The organism is Flavobacterium gelidicaeli (assembly GCF_013294005.1).
In the GTDB taxonomy this organism is placed as follows: Bacteria; Bacteroidota; Bacteroidia; order Flavobacteriales; family Flavobacteriaceae; genus Flavobacterium.
In genome coordinates, this window is the sequence record NZ_JABSNK010000007.1 from 161,121 (window position 1) to 184,201 (window position 23,081).

Genomic DNA, 23,081 nt, shown 5'->3' on the forward strand with positions numbered 1-23,081 from the left:
TTAAGTACTTTTGAGTTTAAAAAAAAATTAAAAAAAAATGAAAAAAATTATTGTTCTCTTTTGTCTAATGTCAATTAGCATGCAGGCAAAGTTTATAAAAGCAACACTTACTTTTGAAAATGGTACCACAAAAGAAGGTTTTGCAGAAATGGTTGAAATAAATGATTCAAAAGTTAAGTTTAGACTTACTGAAAAGGGAGATACCGAAAAAATACTAAGTGAAGGTCTTAAAAAAATAGCGTATATTGATAGCGAAGGTAATATAACCATAGCTGAAAGACTTTTTATTAAAACGGACAAAGGAGAAAAAGGAATTAAGCAAACAGACAAAAAATATTGGCTTTATGTTGTTTATTCAAAGGGTATTAAGCTTGCAGTAGATATTGCTGTGTCAACACTTAGATACAACCCTTCAAATGGGACTAGTACAGGAATGGGTGGCGGTACAATTCTTTACATGGGTAAAGAAAAAGAAGATGGTGTGTTTTTTGTTTTTTATTTGTCTGACATGATGTCTGTTAACGTTGGAATGGATAAATCAGTTAGAAAACATTGTGATTTATTGTTTAAAGATTGTCCCAAATTTTTAGCTGCCGTTAATGCTGAAAACTTCAAAAAAAATACTTTGATAAACAAGTTAATTGAGTTGTATGAAACCAACGATTGTAATAAACCTATTAAAGTAGAAGCTCCGGAAAAAGCTAGTCCTAAAAAGAAAAAATAATAAAGTTTTATCTAAGAAATAAAAAAATATAAGTTGTTGGCGTTTTTTAAAGTCGGTTTATAGGCTTTCAAAAGATACAAGAGCAACGTTCAAAAAAAACAGTATGAAAATTACATTAAATAGAGTAAATGACAATTTCCATTTCGAATTAAAAAACGAAAGAGGACATATAGTAAACGTAGACAGCCGCCCAGAATTTGGAGGCGATGATCAAGGACCAAGCCCAATGGAATTAGTATTAATGGGTGTTGCTGGATGTAGTGCCATTGATATGATTTCGATTCTAAAAAAACAACGCCAAGTAATCACTTCATTCAAAGCTGAGGTCGAAGGAGAACGCGTGCAAGTAGGCGAAGCAAAACCTTTTAAGGATATCTATTTGGTGTTTTCGTTGGAAGGAGATATAAAAGAAGACAAAGCTGCAAAAGCTGCCCAACTTTCTTTTGATAAATATTGCTCGGTTTCTAAAACATTGGAGCCAACAGCGACAATACATTACAAAGTAATTTTGAATGGGATCCCCCTAACCCCCGAAGGGGGAACGCTATAGATTATGGTGAAAATCACAATCTGAGAGAATTAATAATATTTAGTAACAATTTAAATCACCCCAGTATCAATTCCCCCTTTGGGGGTGAGGGGGCTATTTTATGGAAAATAATAATTTCGGTTTTGAAACCGAAGCCATCCGCACCCAATTAGAACGCACACAATATTTAGAACATTCGGTTCCTTTGTACTTGACTTCAAGTTTTGTATTTGAAGATGCAGAAGACATGCGTGCCTCATTTGCAGAAGAAAAAGACCGAAATATCTACAGCCGCTACAGCAATCCAAATACTAATGAGTTTGTAGAAAAAGTATGCAAAATGGAAGGAGCAACTGCTGGTTTTGCCTTTGCTTCTGGGATGGCTGCGGTGTATTCGACCATGGCTGCTTTATTGCAATCTGGTGATCATATTGTCTCGTCAAGTAGTGTTTTTGGAGCGACGCATTCCTTGTTTGTGAACTATTTTCCAAAATGGAACATTCAAACATCCTATTTTGACATCAATAAACCAGAAACTATCGAAAGTTTTATCACCCCAGATACAAAGATTCTTTTCGCAGAATCACCAACAAATCCTGCGGTTGATATTATCGATTTAGAATTGCTGGGAAATATTGCCAAAAAGCACAATCTGATTTTAATCATCGACAATTGTTTTGCGACGCCTTATTTACAGCAACCTATAAAATGGGGAGCGCATTTAGTAGTGCATTCTGCTACGAAATTAATGGACGGACAAGGACGCGTTTTGGGCGGAGTAACAGTGGGAGATCCTGAGTTGATTCAGAAGATATACTTATTCAGCCGATTAACAGGGCCATCATTATCACCGTTTAATGCTTGGGTTTTGTCAAAGAGTTTGGAGACTTTGGCTATTCGATTAGACAGACATTGCGAAAATGCATTGAAAGTTGCTGAGTTCTTAGAGCAGCATCCCAATGTAAATAAAGTGAAATATCCGTTTTTGAGATCGCATCCGCAACACGAAATCGCCAAAAAACAAATGAAAGCTGGTGGTAACATTGTCGCTTTCGAAATAAAAGGTGGACTGGAAGCAGGTCGAAATTTTTTAGATAAGATAAAACTGTGTTCGCTTTCGCCAAATTTAGGTGACACAAGAACCATTGTTACACATCCTGCCTCTACAACGCATAGTAAATTATCTGTGGAGGAACGCTTAAAAGTTAGTATTTCAGATGGTTTGGTACGTGTATCTGTAGGATTAGAAACAGTCGCTGATGTCATTGCAGATTTAAATCAGGCTTTAGATTAAATTGGGTGCTTGTTATTGCGAAAATTAGATTGTAGATTTGGTATCAATAATGAAATAAATATCAGTTACTAAATTATGCTTTCAAAGAAAACTAAATACGGAATCAAAGCTTTGACTTTTTTGGCTCGCCAAGAAGATCAAACACCGGTTGCCATTGCTGATATTGCAAAAAGTGAAAATATTTCTGTTAAGTTTTTAGAAAGTATATTATTGCTATTACGTCATTCTGGTTTTTTAGGTGCTAAAAAAGGAAAAGGCGGAGGTTATTATTTAATCAAAGAGCCAAAGGACATTAATATGGCCAAAGTATACCGAATCCTTGAAGGACCGATTGCCTTATTGCCATGTGCTAGTCATAATTTTTATGAAAAGTGTGACGACTGTCAAGATGAGGTTTCTTGTGCAGTTCGAAAATTAATGACTGAAGTAAGAGATAATACACTACAAATATTAGAGAATAATACACTGGCAGATATTGCCTTTTAAATATGTGAATTCATTTGTGGTTAAAATATAAAAAGCCCCTTGCTATTTTCTAGTAAGGGGCTTTTCACATCTTAAATTTTAAATTAAGCCATGAAAACTAATTTGTAACCTACAAAGAATAACATTCCTGCAATTGCATTTCGTAAAAATAAATCAGGAACTTTACCGCTTAACATGCTTCCTATAAATATTCCTGGTAGCGACCCCATTAGTAGTTGCGCTAGTAAACCCAAATCTAAATTTCCCATACTGGCATGACCAAGTCCTGCGACTAAAGTTAAGGGAACGGCATGAGCTATTTCGGTACCCACTAATTTTGGTGTTGCTAATAGTGGGTATAAAAAGAACAATGTCACTGTCCCTAAAGCTCCTGCGCCAATAGAGGTTAAAGTTACCGTAGCTCCTAGCAATACTCCAATCGCCACAGTTAACCAATTTTGCGTACGACTCTCAGTGTGAAATTTGTTTCCAGAATGCTTTTGAGAGATAGCCAATAATTTTTTCTTGAACAATACCGCTATTGAAGTAAATAGAAGTGCCCAACCCAAACTATATTTGATTACTGAATTCAATGAGGAGATATCCGCCTTTATACTATGTAAAATCCATAAGGTAATTAATGCCGCTGGTACACTTCCAAGAGAAAGCCATCCAGTTATTTTCCAATTAATATTATTCTTTTTATGGTGCACATAGATACCTCCCATTTTTGTGAAAGCAGCATATAGTAAATCAGTACCAACCGCCGTTGTGGGAGGGATGCCAAACCACAATAATATAGGAGTCATCAATGAACCACCACCTACACCTGTGAGTCCCACTATAAAGCCTACCGTCAAACCTGCAATGATCAAACCCAACTGAAAATCCATAACAAAATATTTTGGACAAAATTAACTACTATTTTATTATTATCCTATAGGGGAAGTAGACTAATGAATATTTTTATTCAATTTTGCGAATATGTTATTGAAATAGCCATTGTATTTTGAAATAGTAATTTGGAGAGCAGTATTTTTTAGAAATATTTAATAACTGCTGTAAACCGCTATTGTTTAAGACTTCAGACAAAATTCGAGAGTAAATAAAATACTTGTTTTTATTTTTTTGTTAGGATTTAAGTGTTACTTTTGTAATCTAATCTACTAATCCGATAGGGTAATGGATTTTTATTAAATTAGACAAATGAGCGCAATAATAGTACAAGCATTAATAGACAAAACAAAAGACTTTTCAATTGAAGAGACTTTTGCTTTTTTGGCAGAGGAATATAAAGATAAGGTGGTTTTTTCTACGTCTTTCGGGCAAGAAGATCAAGTGATCACGGCGTTGATTGCAAATAGTAATACGGCTATCACTATTTTCACTTTAGATACGGGTCGGTTGTTTCAAGAAACTTATGATGTTTTTCATAAGACATTAAAGAAATACAAAAAGCACATTGAAGTATATTTTCCTGAAGCGACTGATGTTCAAAACTTATTGAATGCAAAAGGTCCTAATAGTTTTTATGAGTCGGTTGACAATAGAAAAGAGTGTTGTTTTATTCGAAAAGTAGCACCATTGACTAAAGCCTTAAAAGGAAATTCAGTTTGGATTACAGGATTAAGAGCAGAGCAATCAGACAACAGAAATGATTTACATCTTTTTGAATATGACTCGAAATTTGAAATTATCAAGTTCAATCCGCTTTTAAAATGGACTTTGAGAGAAGTAGAGGATTATATAGAGCTTAATAATGTTCCTCAAAATGCTTTGCATAAAAAAGGATTTGTTAGCATAGGTTGTGCGCCTTGTACCAGAGCAATCGCAGAAGGTGAAGACATTAGAGCCGGTAGATGGTGGTGGGAATCAAGCCATAAAGAATGTGGTTTACACGGGAAATAAAGTTCAAAAATAAGTAGATAGAGGTTCTAATTAAGATTTATAAACGAATATAACTCCGTTTGCTCTCCCCCTCTTTCGGAGGGGGTTGGGGGGAGGATAAAACAAAAGACATGAGTTCAATATTAAAAACAAACGCATTAGAAAGCGAAGCGATATACATTTTTAGAGAAGTAATTTCTCAATTTGATAAGCCAGTTTTGCTTTTTTCTGGAGGAAAAGATTCAATTACATTGGTTCGCTTAGCGCAGAAAGCGTTTTTTCCTGCTAAGATTCCGTTTCCGTTATTGCACGTAGATACGGGGCATAATTTTCCAGAAACAATAGAATTTAGAGACCGATTGGTAAAAGAATTAGGTTTAGAATTAATCGTTCGTAATGTACAAGATGCAATTGACGAAGGTAAGGTTGTTGAAGAAACTGGGAAATACTCTAGTAGAAACAGTTTGCAAACAACCACTTTATTAGACGCAATCGAAGAGTTTAAATTTGATGCTTGTATTGGTGGTGCTCGTCGTGATGAAGAAAAAGCGAGAGCTAAAGAGCGTATTTTTTCTGTTCGTGATGACTTTGGTCAATGGGATGAAAAAAACCAACGTCCAGAATTGTTTGATTTATTAAATGGTAAAATCGAAAACGGTCAAAACGTACGTGTTTTTCCTATTTCGAACTGGACAGAATTGGATGTTTGGAGTTACATCGAACAAGAGCAAATCGAGATTCCTTCCATTTACTTTTCACACAAGCGTAAAGTATTCTTGAGAGATGGAATGATTTGGTCACACTCTCCATATGTGTACCAAGAAGAAAACGAAGAAATTGAAGAACGCATTGTTCGTTTTAGAACAGTGGGTGATATGAGTTGTACTGCAGCAGTTGATTCGTATGCAGCAACAATCTCAGAAGTAGTAGGCGAAATTAGAGCTTCTACAATCTCTGAAAGAGGTGCTCGAATTGACGATAAACGTTCAGAGGCAGCGATGGAGAAAAGAAAACAACAAGGATACTTTTAGAATCCCCACCCCAACCCTCCCCGAAGGGGAGGAGGTCAAAGCCGATTAGTAGTAATTTCGAGTTTTGATCTTTAAAGGAAGAAAATAAAAAATATATTAGTTCATAAAAACATACCAGACTCGTCTCCCTCCCCTTCGGGGAGGGCCGGGGTGGGGAAAAATAAGAATATGGAAGTTTTAAAAATAGCAACAGCAGGAAGTGTAGATGACGGAAAAAGTACCTTAATCGGGAGATTATTATACGATACACAATCTTTGACTACAGATAAATTAGAAGCAATTGAAAAAAGCAGCAAGCAAAAAGGATATGATTATCTAGATTTTTCTTTGGCTACGGATGGTTTAGTGGCTGAGAGAGAACAGGGAATCACGATTGATGTGGCGCATATTTATTTCTCTACAGCTAAGAAAAGTTACATCATTGCTGATACTCCAGGACATGTTGAATACACGCGTAACATGGTAACTGGAGCTTCGACTTCACAAGTTTCTATCATTTTGATTGATGCTCGTAAAGGGGTTATTGAGCAAACCTACCGTCACTTTTTTATCAATAATTTGTTGAGAGTAAAAGAAGTAATTGTTGCTATAAATAAAATGGACTTAGTTGATTATTCAGAGGAAGTTTTTAATAAAATCAAAGCCGACTTTGAAGCATTAAACGCCAAAAGTACTTTCAAAGAGCAAAACGTAAGTTACATTCCGTTGAGTGCTTTGACGGGTGATAATGTCGTGGAATCTTTAGGTGGCATGCCTTGGTACGAAGGACAAACAATTTTAGAACACTTAGAGGCTTTAGAGCCAGCTGATGTATATGAAAAAGGTAAAGCACGTTTCCCAGTGCAAACCGTTATTCGTCCAAAAACAGAAGAGTACCACGATTTTAGAGGATACGCTGGTAAATTGTACGGAAACAATATTAAAGTAGGAGATGCTGTAACGGTTTTGCCTTCTTTAACAGAATCGAAAGTAACCAACATTCACTTTTTCGATAAACAATTTGACGAAGCTTCAGTAGGATCTTCAATTACTATCGAATTAGAAAATGATATCAATGTAACTAGAGGAGACATGATTGTAAAATCATCTGAGTTGCCTAAAGTAGAAAAAGATATCAATACTACAGTTTGTTGGATGGACAGTAAAAAGCTAATTCCAGGCGCAAAATATTTTGTACAACACAATACGAATAGAGTTTTAGCTAAAATTGATAGCGTGAAAAACGTGATTGCAACTGATTTTTCAGGAACAACAGAAGCATCTCAATTAGCAATTAACGAAATAGGAGAAGTAAACATCAAGTTAAGCAAAGCAATTTATTTTGATGCTTACAACGATAATAAATCAAACGGTGCTTTTATCTTAATTGATGCAGCAACTAATACGACTGCGGGAGTAGGGTTTATACGATAAGGATCCCCACCCCAGCCCTCCCCGAAGGGGAGGGAGAGATTGTAGAAAATGTTTGTAGATAAGCTTTGTGGGTATAAGGCTTATTTCTTGAACAACAAAATAGGTTGATTTTTATTCTGGTTATTAAAAATACAATCAGATTATATAACACAATAAAGCTCCTCAATGGCTCCCCCTCCTTCGGAGGGGGCCGGGGGGAGGATAATAGTAAAAATAGGTATGGAAAGTTTTAGAACCGAAATAGAAAATCCGATTGTTCAAAAAGAGATCATCGATTTAGAAAGAAAAATAGCATTATTCAAAGACGGTAAAATTGATGATGAGCGTTTCCGTAGTCTGCGTTTAGCGCGTGGAGTTTACGGGCAGCGTCAAGAAGGCGTGCAAATGATTCGTATCAAATTGCCTTTTGGTAAGGTGACAAGCGAACAATTGCAGCGTATTACTAAAGTTTCTGATGAGTACTCAACAGGGCGTTTGCATATCACAACGCGTCAGGATATCCAAATTCATTATGTGAGTTTAGATAGAACTCCAGAGCTTTGGGCAAATTTAGCCAAAGACGATATCACATTGCGTGAAGCCTGCGGGAACACCGTACGTAATATCACAGCAAGTGAATTAGCGGGTGTTGATGTAGACGAACCTTTCGATGTTTCGCCTTATGCGCACGCCATGTTTCAATTTTTCTTGAGAAATCCTATTTGTCAAGAGATGGGACGTAAATTCAAAATATCATTCTCTTCTTCAGATAAAGATACTGCCTTGAGTTATTTACATGATTTAGGATTTATTCCAAAGATTGTAAATGGGGAACGTGGTTTTAAAGTGATGTTAGGAGGAGGATTAGGATCGCAACCACATCACGCCGAATTGTTATCCGAATTTATTCCGGTAAACCAAATCATCCCAACTACCGAAGGAGTTTTAAGAGTTTTTGACCGTCATGGTGAAAGAGCCAAGCGTTTAAAAGCACGTATGAAATTCTTAATCAAAGACATTGGTAAAGAAGAGTTTTTACGTTTGGTAGAGGAAGAGAAAAAAGCATTATCCTACCAGTCATACGAAATAGACACTACCGCTTTTGATGGTGCAATTCCAGCTCCTTTATTAGAAGTACCTGCAGTAACCATTGATGATGCAGCTGCTTACGAAGCTTGGAAAAAATCGAACGTGATTGCTCAAAAACAAGCAGGTTATGTTGCGATTGGAATCAAAGTGCTGTTAGGAGATTTTTATACAGACAAAGCAAGAGCTTTAGCTGAATTAATTAAAAATTACGGAGCTAATGAATTGCGTTTTTCACTAAAACAAAACATTGTTCTTAGAAATATAAAAGAAGAGAATTTACCATTCTTCTACCAAGAATTAGCCAAACTAGATTTTGTTACTTTAGGTTACGATACAATTAATGATATTACCGCTTGTCCAGGAACAGATACTTGTAACCTTGGGATTGCAAGTAGTACTGGAATTGCCGAAGAGCTAGAACGCGTATTGAAATTAGAGTTTCCGCAATACAAAGAGAATCGCGAAATTACAATTAAAATCAGCGGTTGTATGAATGCTTGTGGGCAACATAACATGTCGTCAATAGGTTTTCAAGGAATGTCGATCAACTCTGGTAAATTAGTAGCGCCAGCTTTACAAGTATTGCTTGGTGGTGGAATTTTAGGAGATGGAAAAGGACGTTTTTCTGATAAAGTAATTAAAATTCCAAGTCGTAGAGGACCAGATGCATTGCGATTTATTTTAAACGATTTTGAAGCGAATGCTAACGGAAAATCTTTCTTAGATTACTACGATGCGCAGGGAGAAAAGTATTTTTACGAATTCTTAAAACCCTTGGCAGATGTGACTAATCTTACTGACGAAGATTTTATCGATTGGGGAAATGCAGATAATTATGTAAAAGCAGTTGGAGTAGGAGAATGTGCGGGAGTTGTAATTGACTTGGTTGCCACTTTAATTTTGGAAGCAAAAGATAAATTGACGTTTGCTCAAGAGGCTTTCGAAGATAAAAATTGGGCTGATGCTATTTACTTGGCTTATGCTGGTTTTGTTAACGGTGCTAAAGCATTGTTATTGGCTGAAAACCAAAAAACAAACCACCATGCAGGAATCATTAATTTGTTTGACACTGTTTTTGTAGAAAGTAACAAAATCACTTTAGATACAAACTTCAAAGATTTAGTATACCAAATTAATCAAAACGAACCTTCTGAGGCTTTCGCCAAAAAATACATACAAGAAGCAATTGCTTTTTTTCAAAATATAGAAACCTACAGAACAAAAGATTTAGCAAATGCATAAAATTGTAAAACCTATTGTAACTTTAGTAGGAGCTGGTCCAGGAGATCCAGATTTGCTTACTATAAAAGGAGCAAAAGCACTTGCTGAAGCCGATGTGGTTTTATATGATGCTTTGGCAAATGACGAGTTATTAAGTTACGCTCCAAAGAAAGCGTTGAAAATATTTGTTGGGAAAAGAAAAGGATGCCACGCGTACACGCAAGATCAAATCAACCAACTAATTGTAGATAATGCCTTGACTTATGGTCATGTCGTTCGTCTTAAAGGTGGTGATCCTTTTATTTTTGGACGAGGAAGTGAAGAAATTGACTATGTAGAAAGCTTTGGAATTCCTACATTTGTTGTTCCTGGAATTTCTTCCTCGATTGCCGTACCTGCTTCGCAAGGAATTTCCTTGACAAAAAGAGGCGTTTCGGAGAGTTTTTGGGTAATAACAGGGACAACTTCGGCGCGAAAATTATCAACAGATGTGGCTTTGGCGGCTCAATCATCAGCAACTGTTGTTGTTTTGATGGGAATGAGTAAATTGCATGAAATTGTGGCAATTTTCAAAAAAGAATCTAAAGGGGAAATACCAGTTGCGATTATTCAAAACGGAACCACTCCAGAAGAGAAAATTGGAATAGGAACAATAAATTCGATTCAGCAAGTAGTTGCTGACAAGAATCTAAGTTCTCCCGCGATTATTGTAATTGGAGAAGTGGTAGGAGATAGCAAGAAAAGCACTGGGTTTTATAAAGAATTAAAATCCATTAGCAACAAACAAGTATTATATGGAAAGGAATGAATTATATCCCGTATTTCTAAAACTCAACAATCTTAATGTATTGATTGTTGGAGGCGGAAATGTAGGTTTAGAGAAACTATCTTTTTTACTAAAATCCAGTCCTAATGCTAATGTTGAGGTAGTTGCTCCGCGTTTTTTACCAGAGTTAGTTGAGCTGGTCAACAAGCATAATTCGGTAAAATTAACCATGAAGAAATTCAAGAAAAAGATGCTCAAGAAAAGGCATATGGTTATTGCTTGTACGGATAATCTTGAAGTAAATAAAAAGATATATGATTTATCTCGAGAGCGGTATTTGATTTGCAATATTGCCGATACGCCACCTTTATGTGATTATTATTTAGGCGGAATTGTAACTAAAGGAAATGTGAAAATTGCTATTTCGACCAATGGAAAATCACCAACAACAGCCAAAAGATTAAGAGAGTTTTTTGAAGAAGTAATTCCAGAGGACATTAATACAATGGTCGAAAACTTGAATGAATTTCGCAAAACGCTAAAAGGAGATTTTGAAGAGAAAGTTCAGAAGATGAATGAGATCACCGAAAGTTTGAAGAATAAAGAGAATTGAAGTTAGAGGCAAGAGTCAATAGGCAAGAGCCAAGAATAAAGAGAATTGAGGTTAGAGGAAAGATTTAAGAATTAAGAGTAAAGTGTTCGGATGATATTTATCATTTGAATGAGAGATATTCAATCGTTCCTTTGCAAAATAATAATAATAAGTAAGAACTAGTATAACAAAAGAAACTCCACCCAGTCACCCCTCCCGATAGCTATCGGGGTTGGAGGGGGATGGGGGGAGGAAAAATTAATACGAACATGATTGAAACAGATATCCTAATAATAGGAGCAGGCCCAACTGGTCTTTTTGCAGTTTTTGAAGCAGGATTATTAAAATTAAAATGCCATATTTTAGATGCTTTACCACAAGCAGGAGGGCAGTTATCAGAGTTGTACCCTAAAAAACCTATTTATGATATCCCAGGTTTTCCTGATGTCTTAGCAGGAGATTTAGTAGATAACTTGATGGAACAAATCAAGCAATTCGAACCAGGTTTTACACTTGGAGAACGTGCTGAAACTATCGATAAACAAGAAGACGGAAGTTTTATTGTTACTTCAAACGAAGGAACTCAGTTCCACGCTAAGGTAATTGCTATTGCTGGAGGTTTAGGAAGTTTTGAACCTAGAAAACCATTAATCGACGGAATCAATTTCTACGAAAATAAAGGAATCAAGTATTTTATTAAAGATCCAGAAGAGTTCAGAGATAAGAGAGTGGTTATTGCCGGTGGAGGAGATTCAGCATTAGACTGGAGTATTTTCTTGACAGATGTCGCTTCAGAGGTGACTTTGATTCACCGTCGTAATGAATTCCGTGGAGCTTTAGATTCTGTCGAAAAAGTACAAGAATTAAAAGATGCTGGAAAAATTCGTATGATTACACCAGCTGAGGTAGTAGGAGTGAATGGAGCAGAGCACGTCGAGTCGATTGTAATCGAGGAAAATGGAGCCAATCGTACTATTGATACCGATTTCTTTATTCCGCTTTTTGGTCTTACGCCAAAATTAGGTCCTATAGGAAACTGGGGATTAGAAATAGAAAAAAATGCTATCAAAGTAAATAATGCTTTAGATTACCAAACGAATATTCCAGGTATTTTTGCCATTGGTGATGTAAATACCTACCCAGGAAAATTGAAGTTAATTCTTTGTGGTTTCCATGAAGCAACATTAATGTGTCAAGCGGCCTACCAAATTATCAATCCCGGAAAACGTTATGTATTGAAATATACTACAGTTTCAGGAGTGGACGGATTTGACGGAACTCGTAAAGAAGCACCAAAAGCTGTTGTTAAAGCAATAGTTTAACAAAAAACATAAATACAAGTTAAAAAATATAGCGCTAATACTTGCAAGTAATAGCGCTATGTCTTTTCTTTGCAGTGTTCCTATATTTATTGATCGTTATCACGAAAGGCGGAGGGAAAGACCCGATGAAACCTTAGCAACCCTTTATATTATAAAGAAGGTGCTACATTCTACTTTAAACTGATTTTTTTTAGTTTCTAAGATAGATAACACAAGAATACGTCTCACGTATTTCTCAAACCTTTTCTTGACAACTTATCGATATTATTTTTTTAGAGCAGATCAACGGTGCATTTTAACCACGATCCTTCCTGCTGTACGCTATATCTATTGCGCCGAACACCGGCACAATAGGATGCCGCTTCCATCAGGGCTAAAGACAAACAATAGTGAACTTTTAGAACTATTAATCAAAAGTATTTATCTCAATTCCGATTGTGATTTACAAGAAATAAAAAGTTATGTCAAGCATTCACGAAGCCATTAAAAAAAACATACTCATCCTCGATGGAGCCATGGGAACTATGTTGCAACGTTACAATTTCTCTGAAGAAGATTTTAGAGGAGAGCGTTTCAAAGATTTTCCACATTCTCTAAAAGGGAACAACGATTTACTATCATTAACACAGCCACAAGCTATAAAAGCGGTGCATGCTGCGTATTTTGAAGCCGGAGCTGATATCGTTGAAACCAATACGTTCTCAGGAACCACCATCGGTATGGCCGATTATTTCCTTGAAGAGTATGTATATGAATTGAATTATGAGTCGGCTAAACTAGCCCGCGAAGTAGCCGATGAATTCACCGCCAAAAATCCAGATAAACCTCGTTTTGTAGCGGGTTCAATCGGGCCCACAAATAGAACAGCGAGTATGTCACCAGACGTAAACGATCCAGGATACAGAGCCGTAACTTTTGATGATTTGCGAATTGCTTACAAGCAACAAGTGGAAGCGTTAATTGATGGCGGAAGTGATATTTTATTAGTCGAAACTATTTTCGACACACTAAATGCCAAAGCCGCACTTTTTGCCATCGAAGAAGTAAAAGACGAACGCAATATCGATATTCCAATCATGGTATCCGGAACAATCACCGATGCTTCAGGAAGAACACTTTCGGGACAAACGGTAGAAGCATTCTTAGTTTCTGTTTCGCATATTCCGTTGTTAAGTGTGGGTTTCAATTGCGCCCTTGGTGCCGATTTACTGAAACCATATTTACAGACTTTGTCCCAAAACACCGCCTTCAATGTATCAGCGCATCCTAATGCAGGATTGCCAAACGCTTTTGGAGAATACGACGAAACCCCCGCAGAAATGCAAGCCCAGATAAAAACATACCTTGACGATAATTTAGTAAACATCATAGGTGGATGTTGCGGTACAACCCCAGAACACATCAGGCTAATTGCAGATATCGCTAAGGATTATAAACCAAGAGTTTCGGTAGCGGTTATGTAAATTATTGTTTCTATAAACATTTTATTATGAGGAAGCTTTTAGTTTTAGTTTGCTTTTTGGTTTTAAGTTGTAATCAGGTAGCAAAGACTACTTCTGTGATTGAAAAAAATATTATTTGTGAAGATTGTTTAGTAACTAAAGAAGAAACGGCAGTTGGGATAGCAGAATCAGTTTTATTTGAATCATATGGGAAAGATAAAATTGAAGGTGAAAGACCGTATAGAGTGACAATTGAAAAGGATTCCATATGGCATCTTGAGGGAACTTTTTGGAGTGTAGGTTTCGGAGGGGTTTTCGATATTAGTATATCTGCAAAAGATGGAAAGGTTGTTGAAATGTTTCACGGTAAGTGATTTTATTTAACCTTCAAAACATTGAAATTAAGCGTTTTTGAAAAATAAAATTAGTCAAATTTGTCATTCCGAGGAACGAAGGAATCACGTATCGAGAGTAACTGAAGTAATTCTTCCTTAAAGGAAATCTGGTAATTGAAATAAAGTTGATGAGATATGCTGAGTGAGATTGCGTCGTTCCTCGCAATGACAAAAAAATCCGCATTAGTCATTCCGAGGAACGAAGGAATCACGTATCGAGAGTAACTGAAGTAATTCTTCCTTAAAGGAAATCAGGTAATTGAAATAATGTTGATGAGATATGTTGGGTAAGATTGCGTCGTCCCTCACAATGACAAGAAAGCTCGTATCAGTCATTCCGAGGAACGAAGGAATCACGTATCGAGAGTAAGTGAAGTAATTCTTCCTTAAAGGAAATCAGGTAATTGAAATAAAGTTGATGAGATATACTGAGTGAGATTGCGTCGTTCCTCGCAATGACAAGAAAATTCGCATTAGTCATTCCGAGGAACGAAGGAATCACGTATCGAGAGTAAGTGAAGTGATTCTTCCTTAAAGGAAATCAGGTAATTGAAATAATGTTGATGAGATATGCTGAGTGAGATTGCTTTGCTTCGTTCCTCGCAATGACATAGAATGCACAAAATTGCGTGAGGGATAAAAGTGGAGCTCCTTTTTCTTGAATTGTCTCGGGTTGAAATCCGAGGTAATTTAAGAAAAAGAGCGGGAACGAATAGCCCGACCCTTTTGGGTCACGCCCAAATAATAATGAAAAAAAACAGCTTTTTAAAAAGCACAAAATATAAACTTAGAGACTAGCTCCCGATAGCTATTGGGATAGTAACTCAGGAATTTAAGAAAAAATGGCAGAACAAGAAACTAGAAGAAACCTTGTATTAGCGGGATTAGAGCCTTTGATCATTACGCCCGAAAGCGTATTTGTGAATATTGGGGAACGTACCAATGTGACGGGTTCTAGAAAATTCCTTCGGTTAATCAAGGAAGAAAAATACGAAGAAGCACTAAGTATTGCTAAGGAGCAAGTGGAAGGCGGCGCGCAAATCATCGATATTAATATGGATGAAGGGATGCTGGATGGCGAATATGCCATGACAAAATTCCTGAATTTAATTGCTGCCGAACCGGATATTTCGCGTGTGCCTATCATGATTGATAGCTCGAAATGGGATATTATCGAAGCTGGATTAAAAGTAGTACAAGGAAAAAGTGTGGTGAATTCGATTTCGTTAAAAGAAGGCGAAGAGGCTTTTATTCATCATGCTAAGTTGATTAAGCGTTACGGTGCTGCAGCGATTATCATGGCTTTTGACGAAACAGGTCAGGCTGATAATTACGATCGTAGAGTCGAAATTTGCCAACGTTCGTATGATATTTTGGTTGATAAAGTGGGTTTTCCGCCTCAGGATATTATTTTCGATTTGAATATATTTCCGGTTGCTACAGGAATGGAAGAACACCGATTGAACGCTTTGGATTTCTTTAGAGGAACCAAGTGGGTTCGCGAAAATTTACCGCACGCACACATAAGCGGTGGGGTGAGTAATGTGTCGTTTTCATTTAGAGGTAATGATACGGTTAGGGAAGCGATGCACTCGGTTTTCTTGTATCACGCGATCAAAAACGGAATGACGATGGGGATTGTAAACCCAGAGATGTTGACGATTTATGATGATATTCCAAAAGATTTATTAGAGCATGTTGAAGACGTGATCCTGAATAGACGCGATGACGCTACGGAGCGCTTATTAGACTTTGCTGAGAATGTAAAAGGCGATGTAAAGAGCAATGAAAAGGCAATTCAAGAATGGCGCTCAGGAACGGTTCAAGAAAGAATCACGCACTCGCTGGTAAAAGGAGTAGATGCTTTTATAGAACTAGACGTTGAAGAAGCGCGACAGGCTGCCACAAAACCTATTGAAGTAATCGAAATCAACTTGATGACGGGAATGAACGTGGTGGGAGATTTATTTGGTTCGGGTAAAATGTTTTTGCCGCAAGTGGTAAAATCGGCGCGTGTAATGAAAAAAGCGGTGGCGTATTTATTGCCGTACATCGAAGCGAGTAAACAAGCGGGTGACAAACAAGGGAACGGAAAAATATTGATGGCAACTGTAAAAGGAGATGTCCATGATATTGGTAAAAATATTGTTTCTGTGGTGTTGGCTTGTAATAATTATGAGATTGTGGATTTGGGTGTTATGGTCGCGCCAGAAAAAATCATTGCTGCTGCCATAGAACACGAAGTGGATATTATTGGACTAAGTGGTTTGATCACACCTTCGCTAGACGAGATGGTATATCTAGCCAAAGAATTAGACAAACGTGGAATGAAAATTCCGGTAATGATAGGTGGAGCAACGACTTCGCGTGCGCATACCGCTGTGAAAATTGCACCGCAGTATAGAGAAACAGTCATTCATGTTAACGATGCTTCGAGAGCGGTAACTGTAGCTGGAAGCTTGTTGAATAAAGATAAAAAAATATATGCTAGTGATATAAGAGCGGAATATGATGCGTTTAGAGAAACGTTTTTAAATCGTTCTCGTGATAAAAACTTCTTGACAATTGAACAAGCTCGAAAAAATAAATTGCAATTAGATTGGGATAATTTTACTCCTGTAAAACCAAATATAATTGGTGAACAAGTTATTGAAGTAGAGCTAGATGTATTGGTTCCGTATATCGACTGGACGCCCTTTTTTAGAACATGGGAATTGTTTGGTAAATATCCAGCGATTTTAACGGATGAAGTAGTTGGGGAACAAGCAACTTCGGTTTTTGCGGATGCACAAGAAATGTTGGCTGTGATTTTGAAAGAAAAGAAACTGACAGCCAAAGGAATCTACGGAATCTTCCCTGCGAATCAAATTAACGATGATGATATCGAGCTGACAGATGAAAACGGAAAACCATTACAAACATTTTTGACATTACGCCAACAATCACAAAAAACAAAAGGTGCGCCAAATATAGCTCTTTCTGATTTTATCGCGCCAAAAGACAATGGAGTGAGAGATTACATGGGTGCTTTTTGTGTGACTACTGGTTTTGGAGTTGATGAATGGGCAGCTGAATTCGAAAAAGATTTAGACGATTACAATTCGATTATGGTAAAAGCACTAGCGGACCGTTTTGCAGAAGCCTTTGCTGAATATTTACACGAAAAAGTACGTAAAGAAATTTGGGGATACTCGGCTGATGAAGCATTGAGCACCGAAGATATGATTGCAGAAACCTATAAAGGAATTCGACCTGCACCAGGATATCCTGCATGTCCAGACCATTTAGAAAAACCCACAATTTGGAAATTACTGAATGTCGAAAAAGAAATAGGAGTAACCTTAACTGAGAGTATGGCAATGTGGCCAGCATCATCTGTTTCGGGATATTATTTTGGGAATCCAGAAAGTAAGTATTTCGGACTTGGGAAAATAAAAGAAGACCAAGTAATCGATTACGCCAAACGAAGAAGTATCTCTACAGATATGGCAACTAAATGGTTGAACCCGAATATAGCAGACTAGAAAAGTTGTTTAAAGTTTAAGGTTTCAAGTTGCTCAAGAGAACTTTAAACTTTAAACTTTAAACCTGAAACAAAAAATAAAATGAAAGTAACACAACATATAGAAGAATCAAAAGGGAAAACATTATTCTCATTTGAAATTATACCGCCTCAAAAAGGAAAAGGGATTCAGGAATTGTACGATAATATTGATCCGTTGATGGAGTTTAAACCACCATTTATTGATGTAACTACTTCTCGTGAGGAGTTTATTTATGTGGATAAAGGAAACGGATTATTAGATAAAAAACTAACAAGAATGCGACCTGGAACATTGGGTATTTGTGCTTCCATTAAACACAAATACAATGTAGACACCGTTCCCCATGTATTGTGTGGTGGTTTTACCAAGGAAGAAACAGAATATTTATTAGTAGATTGTCATTATTTAGGAATCAATAATGTTATGGCTTTGCGTGGTGATGCGATGAAAGATGAACAATCTTTTGTACCAAAACCAGGTGGGAATAATTACGCTGTTGACTTAGTGCAGCAAATAAAATTGCTAAATGAAGGGCAATATTTGCATGATGTAATGCATGTAGACAATAAAGCTGATTTTTGTATTGGTGTGGCAGGTTATCCTGAAAAGCATTTAGAGTCTCCTTCGTTGCTTTCGGATTTAAAAAGATTGAAAGAAAAAGTAGATGGTGGTGCAGACTATGTGGTTACGCAAATGTTTTTTGACAATGCTAAATATTTCGAATTTGTAGCCAAGGCAAGAGAAATGGGGATTATGGTGCCTATTATTCCGGGTATAAAACCATTGGCCGTACAAAGGCATTTGCATGTTTTACCACAAATTTTCAGGATAGATTTGCCAGAAGATTTAATTGATGCTGTAGATAAATGCAAGACAAATGGCGATGTGAAACAAGTGGGAATCGAATGGGCAATTCAACAGTCATTAGAGTTGAAAGCGGCTGGTGTTCCTGTTTTGCATTATTATTCTATGGGGAAATCAGAGAATATTAGACAAATTGCGAGTAAACTTTTTTAAGGATATTTTTTATATGGTGTGTATGTTGGATTTAGGTAGTGTTGTAATAAAATCTTATATTGCAATTTATTTATAAATCAATTTGAATATGAAATATTTTTATGGTGCTTTTTTACTAATTGCTATTACTGCAACTTCATGTAAAAATGATGAAACCGCAAAAAACGAAGGAGATCCAAGATTATTAGTTCCTTTTACACAGCAAACTGCATTAACAGCGAATACTACTCCGGTGACTACAGCTACATCAGGAGATCATAACTTATTTCATGAAAGCAATTCGGTTGCAACTACTACAGTTTTAAGCGGAATTAATCCTGCTCATGGGCAACCCAATCACCGATGTGATATTGCTGTTGGCGCACCTTTAAACTCAGCTCCAAACGGAACTGCTCCTACTCAAAACACAAATGTACAAACCCAACAAGTAGTTACTGCCACACCAAGTAATATCGTAACTGCTAGCGGAATGAATCCGCCACATGGAGAAAAAAATCACCGATGCGATATTGCCGTTGGAGCACCTTTAAATTCAAAAGCTGCAGCGCCAGTTCAAACTCCTAATTATGTGGTAAATCAAGCAAGTACTGCTGCTAAAACAACGACAGCTAAAGGAATGAACCCACCACATGGAGAAAAAAATCACCGATGTGATATTGCTGTTGGAGCACCTTTAAACTCAAAATCACCTGAAGCACCTGCCGCTAATTCAGGACAAGTATCACAGCAAATAAATGTACAACCTGCTTTGCCTTCATTGTTGGCAACTGGAACTACTGATGCTGCGACTCCATCAGGAATGAATCCAGCACATGGAAAAGAGGGGCATAGATGTGATATTGCCGTTGGAGCACCATTGCCCAAAACATAGATATTAAGTTTCTTTATATAAAAAAACACGCTCGTTAAATTAATTTTAACGAGCGTGTTTTTATTTAGCTAAAAAGCAAATGTTTTATTTTGTGATTTCTCTAAAAATCGCTTCCAGATTCTTGTTTTTTTGATTCAGTTGAAGTGTTTTTAAACCATTTGCTGTAGCAAAATCAAAAACGGCAGGACGCATATCCTTGTCGGTTTTAAAAGTTAACTCCCAAATCATATCATGGGTATTTTTAAAACTAACAAGGTTTTCGATTTTAGCAATTGCTTGTTCTTCAATTTTAAAATCAAACTCTACTTCGATAACTTGCTCCGCTTCTTCTGATATTAAATTATCTAATTTTTTATCGGCTACAATTTTACCTTTATTAATGATAATCACGCGATCACAAATTGCTTCTACTTCCTGCATGATATGCGTAGAAAGGAAAACGGTTTTGTCTTTCCCTACATTTTTAATAACATTTCTAATTTCGATTAGCTGATTGGGATCTAAACCGGTGGTAGGTTCGTCTAAAATCAAAACATCTGGATTATGTAATAACGCGTTTGCTAAGCCTACACGTTGACGGTAACCTTTAGATAATTGACTAATTTTTTTATGGCTTTCAGTAGTCAAACCTGTTAGTTTGATCACCTCTTCAATTCTTGATTTAGCAACTTTATAAACATCAGCATTAAAGGCTAAATATTCCCTAACATATAAATCTAAATACAACGGATTGTGTTCTGGTAGATACCCTATAGATAACTGAACCGCTTTTTGATTTACTGTTACATCTTGATTGTTAACGAGAGCGGTACCACTATCTGCAGCAAGATAGGTTGTTAATATTTTCATCAAAGTTGATTTTCCAGCACCATTAGGACCTAGGAAACCTACAATTTCTCCTTTTTGAATAGAAAAAGAGATAGAATCTAGTGCTTTTTGTGTACCGTAACTTTTTGAGATGTTATTTACTGCTATTGACATGATGAATTATTTGTAGCAAAAGTAAAAAGAAAAACAATGATTTGCTGTTTTTATTTTTCCAATTCATCAAGATATTATTATTACAAAATGGCTTTCTGATGCAATGCCAATTTAAAGTGGCTTCTTGTTGAAGTATTTACGCTGTTTTTAAAAAAGAGTTTAGGCTGTTTTTTTAATTAATGTGTAATTTAAAAGGCATTTTTTAAAGAATTCTTTTTTAGTTTGCTAAAATGGCGTTTTTTTTTTGGCGCACTAAAAATTAGTTATACATTCGCAAAGTAATCAATACAGGAATCATGTTAAACAACCGATTTTATTTTAGCAATACTTATTATTTCTTCTGGAAAGAGGATAGGGATTGTCGTATGGTTATTTAATTAGAAAATTAAATTATAATTATAAATATACAATCCCGATGCGAATCGGGATTTTTTTTTGGAATAAATGGAAATAAAAATCGCAATACAAGGGATTAAAGGTTCTTTTCACCATCAAGTGGCGCAAGAATATTTTGGAGAAGATGTTCAGGTTGATGAGTGTTTGTCTTTTGACGAGCTGGTAGACAGTTTGTTATCTGGAAAAACAGATCAAGCGGTAATGGCAATTGAAAATTCGATTGCGGGACCTATTATTCCAAATTACGCACTTATTGATAAGAATAATTTACACATTATAGGAGAGCATTATTTGCGAATTCATCAAAATTTAATGGCTTTAGGTGGTCAAAAAATTGAAGATATTACTGAGGTACACTCACATCCAATGGCTTTGTTGCAATGTATGGATTTCTTAAAAAAGTATCCAAATATTAAACGAGTAGAAGATAAGGATACTGCAGAAACGGCACGTAGAATCCAGCAGAATAATATAAAAGGGATAGCGGCAATTGCAAGTAAAACGGCTGCTAAAATGTATGATTTAGAAATTTTGGCACCAGAGATTCAAACGATAAATGATAACATGACTCGTTTTGTAATTCTTAAAAAAGATAATTCATTTGTGCCGCAAGAAGCAATTAATAGGGCTTCTTTAAAATTTGAATTAGATCATAAACGGGGTAGTCTAGCGGCAGTTTTAAATGTATTGAGTGATTGTAAAATGAATTTAACCAAAATACAATCATTGCCAAAAATTGAAACGCCTTGGAAATATTCTTTTTTTGTGGATGTCACTTTTGAGAAATACAGTGATTATGCTAAAACAAAGTCGTTATTAGAAATTATGGCAGAATATTTCAAAGTATTGGGAGAGTATAAAAACACAAAACCCTTATCATAACCAACAAAGATTTAGCAGCAAAGTAATAAAACAGACCATGATTAAATTAGCAAAACGTTTAGATATTATAGAAGAGTACTACTTCTCCTCTAAGTTAAGAGAAGTGAGGCAGTTAGCTTCTGAAGGGAAACCAATTATCAATATGGGAATTGGTAGTCCTGATATGAGTCCGTCACCAGAAGTGATTGCGGCAATACAGTCAGCAGTTACTGATGAAAATGCACATCAATATCAAAGCTATCAAGGGCTTCCTGAATTACGTCAGGGCATGGCTGATTTTTACAAAAATAATTATGGTGCGGTTATTAATCCATTGACCGAAATACTGCCTTTGATGGGTTCAAAAGAGGGAATTATGCATATTTCATTGGCGTTCTTAAATGAAGGTGATCATGTTTTAATTCCGAATCCTGGATATCCAACCTATACTTCAGTGACAAATTTAGTGGGAGCTGTGCCTGTTTATTATGATTTGAAAGAGGAAACGAATTGGGAGCCCGATTTTGAAGCGCTAGAAAAATTAGATTTATCGAAAGTAAAAATCATGTGGATAGGCTATCCTCACATGCCTACGGGATCAAGAGGAAGTATTGCTTTGTTTGAAAAGTTAGTGGCTTTCGCCAAAAAACATGAGATATTGTTAATTAATGACAATCCGTATAGTTTTGTTTTGAATGATAAACCAATGAGTTTGTTGCAAGTTGCAGGTGCAAAGGATGTTGCATTAGAACTAAATTCTTTGAGTAAGACATTCAACATGGCAGGATGGCGAGTAGGAATGGTTTTAGGAAATGCGGAAGCTATTGATGCAATTTTGAAAGTGAAAAGCAATATGGATAGCGGTATGTTCTACGGAATTCAAAAAGGAGCAATTGCAGCGTTAAATTGTGGAAAATCTTGGTTTGAAGAACAAAATGCAATTTATAAAAGAAGAAGAGTGCTAACAGAGCAGTTGGCTGAAAAGCTGAATTGTAAAGTATATAAAGAGGGCGTTGGATTATTTGTATGGGCTAAATTACCAGATGGAGTTGCTTCTGCAGAAGCATTTATCGATGCTATTCTATATGAGAAGCATTTATTTATTACACCGGGAACTATTTTTGGTAGTAATGGAGAAGGGTATATTCGGTTTTCATTGTGCGTAGATGAAACGAAAGTGCAAGAAGCGATAGATAGATTTTAGTACTCTAATAATAGGTAGTAATGTAATTGTAGGTATAACTAAAATTTATTGAGAAAG

The 23,081-nt window shown here is 36.2% G+C and carries 20 protein-coding genes and 1 riboswitch; of the genes, 18 read left to right on the forward strand and 2 right to left on the reverse strand.

The features are described from left to right. Window positions 1-37: 37 nt before the first annotated feature. The 4 genes from HNP99_RS12200 (at window position 38) to HNP99_RS12215 (ending at window position 3,033) form a co-directional block, all read left to right on the forward strand. A complete protein-coding gene (locus HNP99_RS12200) occupies window positions 38-724 on the forward strand; it encodes a hypothetical protein (RefSeq protein ID WP_173853667.1) in 687 nt (228 codons plus the stop codon). A gap of 103 nt (window positions 725-827) precedes the next feature. Further along, window positions 828-1,274 carry an OsmC family protein gene (locus HNP99_RS12205; RefSeq protein WP_173853668.1) on the forward strand — a complete coding sequence of 149 codons (447 nt, stop codon included), beginning with the start codon at window positions 828-830 and terminating at the stop codon, window positions 1,272-1,274. Window positions 1,275-1,374: 100 nt separating this feature from the next. Then, window positions 1,375-2,547 carry a trans-sulfuration enzyme family protein gene (locus tag HNP99_RS12210; protein WP_173853669.1) on the forward strand — a complete coding sequence of 391 codons (1,173 nt, stop codon included), beginning with the start codon at window positions 1,375-1,377 and terminating at the stop codon, window positions 2,545-2,547. A gap of 75 nt (window positions 2,548-2,622) precedes the next feature. After that, entirely contained in the window at window positions 2,623-3,033 is a 411-nt protein-coding gene (locus HNP99_RS12215) for an RrF2 family transcriptional regulator (RefSeq protein WP_173839279.1), read from the forward strand. A gap of 83 nt (window positions 3,034-3,116) precedes the next feature. Here HNP99_RS12215 and HNP99_RS12220 read toward each other — a convergent pair whose 3' ends face one another. Then, window positions 3,117-3,905 (reverse strand): sulfite exporter TauE/SafE family protein, encoded by a 789-nt coding sequence (locus HNP99_RS12220; protein WP_173839280.1) that lies wholly within the window; start codon window positions 3,903-3,905, stop codon window positions 3,117-3,119. A gap of 313 nt (window positions 3,906-4,218) precedes the next feature. On the opposite strand from HNP99_RS12220, the gene HNP99_RS12225 reads away from it, so the two are divergent. From HNP99_RS12225 to HNP99_RS12280, 12 genes are all read left to right on the forward strand, one after another. After that, window positions 4,219-4,920 (forward strand): phosphoadenylyl-sulfate reductase, encoded by a 702-nt coding sequence (locus tag HNP99_RS12225; protein ID WP_173853670.1) that lies wholly within the window; start codon window positions 4,219-4,221, stop codon window positions 4,918-4,920. A gap of 110 nt (window positions 4,921-5,030) precedes the next feature. Then, on the forward strand, window positions 5,031-5,930 hold the full coding sequence (gene cysD / locus HNP99_RS12230) for a sulfate adenylyltransferase subunit CysD (protein WP_173839282.1): 900 nt from the start codon (window positions 5,031-5,033) through the stop codon (window positions 5,928-5,930). Window positions 5,931-6,098: 168 nt separating this feature from the next. Beyond that, window positions 6,099-7,343 carry a sulfate adenylyltransferase subunit 1 gene (locus HNP99_RS12235; RefSeq protein WP_173853671.1) on the forward strand — a complete coding sequence of 415 codons (1,245 nt, stop codon included), beginning with the start codon at window positions 6,099-6,101 and terminating at the stop codon, window positions 7,341-7,343. Window positions 7,344-7,562: 219 nt separating this feature from the next. After that, complete coding sequence (locus HNP99_RS12240) at window positions 7,563-9,653, forward strand: HEPN domain-containing protein (RefSeq protein ID WP_173853672.1); 2,091 nt, start codon at window positions 7,563-7,565, stop codon at window positions 9,651-9,653. Further along, window positions 9,646-10,440, forward strand: coding sequence for a uroporphyrinogen-III C-methyltransferase (cobA, locus tag HNP99_RS12245; protein WP_173853673.1), 795 nt, complete (start codon window positions 9,646-9,648; stop codon window positions 10,438-10,440). Before HNP99_RS12240 ends, cobA begins: the two co-directional genes overlap by 8 nt. Continuing rightward, window positions 10,427-11,011 (forward strand): precorrin-2 dehydrogenase/sirohydrochlorin ferrochelatase family protein, encoded by a 585-nt coding sequence (locus HNP99_RS12250; RefSeq protein ID WP_173853674.1) that lies wholly within the window; start codon window positions 10,427-10,429, stop codon window positions 11,009-11,011. Before cobA ends, HNP99_RS12250 begins: the two co-directional genes overlap by 14 nt. A 248-nt stretch (window positions 11,012-11,259) precedes the next feature. Continuing rightward, a complete protein-coding gene (locus HNP99_RS12255) occupies window positions 11,260-12,312 on the forward strand; it encodes an NAD(P)/FAD-dependent oxidoreductase (RefSeq protein ID WP_173853675.1) in 1,053 nt (350 codons plus the stop codon). A gap of 93 nt (window positions 12,313-12,405) precedes the next feature. Further along, window positions 12,406-12,525, forward strand: a riboswitch (SAM riboswitch). A gap of 248 nt (window positions 12,526-12,773) precedes the next feature. Next, on the forward strand, window positions 12,774-13,775 hold the full coding sequence (locus HNP99_RS12260; RefSeq protein ID WP_173853676.1) for a homocysteine S-methyltransferase family protein: 1,002 nt from the start codon (window positions 12,774-12,776) through the stop codon (window positions 13,773-13,775). Between the two features lie 26 nt (window positions 13,776-13,801). Continuing rightward, on the forward strand, window positions 13,802-14,128 hold the full coding sequence (locus HNP99_RS12265) for an NTF2 fold immunity protein (protein WP_173853677.1): 327 nt from the start codon (window positions 13,802-13,804) through the stop codon (window positions 14,126-14,128). 863 nt (window positions 14,129-14,991) lie between these two features. Then, complete coding sequence (metH, locus tag HNP99_RS12270) at window positions 14,992-17,673, forward strand: methionine synthase (RefSeq protein ID WP_173853678.1); 2,682 nt, start codon at window positions 14,992-14,994, stop codon at window positions 17,671-17,673. 81 nt (window positions 17,674-17,754) lie between these two features. Beyond that, the gene (metF, locus tag HNP99_RS12275) at window positions 17,755-18,711 is read left to right on the forward strand and encodes a methylenetetrahydrofolate reductase [NAD(P)H] (protein WP_173853679.1); all 957 of its coding nucleotides are present in this window, start codon (window positions 17,755-17,757) and stop codon (window positions 18,709-18,711) included. Between the two features lie 88 nt (window positions 18,712-18,799). Next, window positions 18,800-19,582: a hypothetical protein gene (locus HNP99_RS12280; protein ID WP_173853680.1), complete on the forward strand. Its 783-nt coding sequence runs from the start codon at window positions 18,800-18,802 to the stop codon at window positions 19,580-19,582. Between the two features lie 84 nt (window positions 19,583-19,666). On the opposite strand, the gene gldA is transcribed toward HNP99_RS12280, so the two are convergent. Then, window positions 19,667-20,563, reverse strand: a complete 897-nt coding sequence (gene gldA, locus HNP99_RS12285) for a gliding motility-associated ABC transporter ATP-binding subunit GldA (protein WP_173853681.1) — start codon at window positions 20,561-20,563, stop codon at window positions 19,667-19,669. 444 nt (window positions 20,564-21,007) lie between these two features. On the opposite strand from gldA, the gene HNP99_RS12290 reads away from it, so the two are divergent. Continuing rightward, window positions 21,008-21,841: a prephenate dehydratase gene (locus HNP99_RS12290; protein ID WP_173853682.1), complete on the forward strand. Its 834-nt coding sequence runs from the start codon at window positions 21,008-21,010 to the stop codon at window positions 21,839-21,841. 37 nt (window positions 21,842-21,878) lie between these two features. Then, on the forward strand, window positions 21,879-23,024 hold the full coding sequence (locus HNP99_RS12295; protein ID WP_173853683.1) for a pyridoxal phosphate-dependent aminotransferase: 1,146 nt from the start codon (window positions 21,879-21,881) through the stop codon (window positions 23,022-23,024). Window positions 23,025-23,081 lie beyond the last annotated feature (57 nt).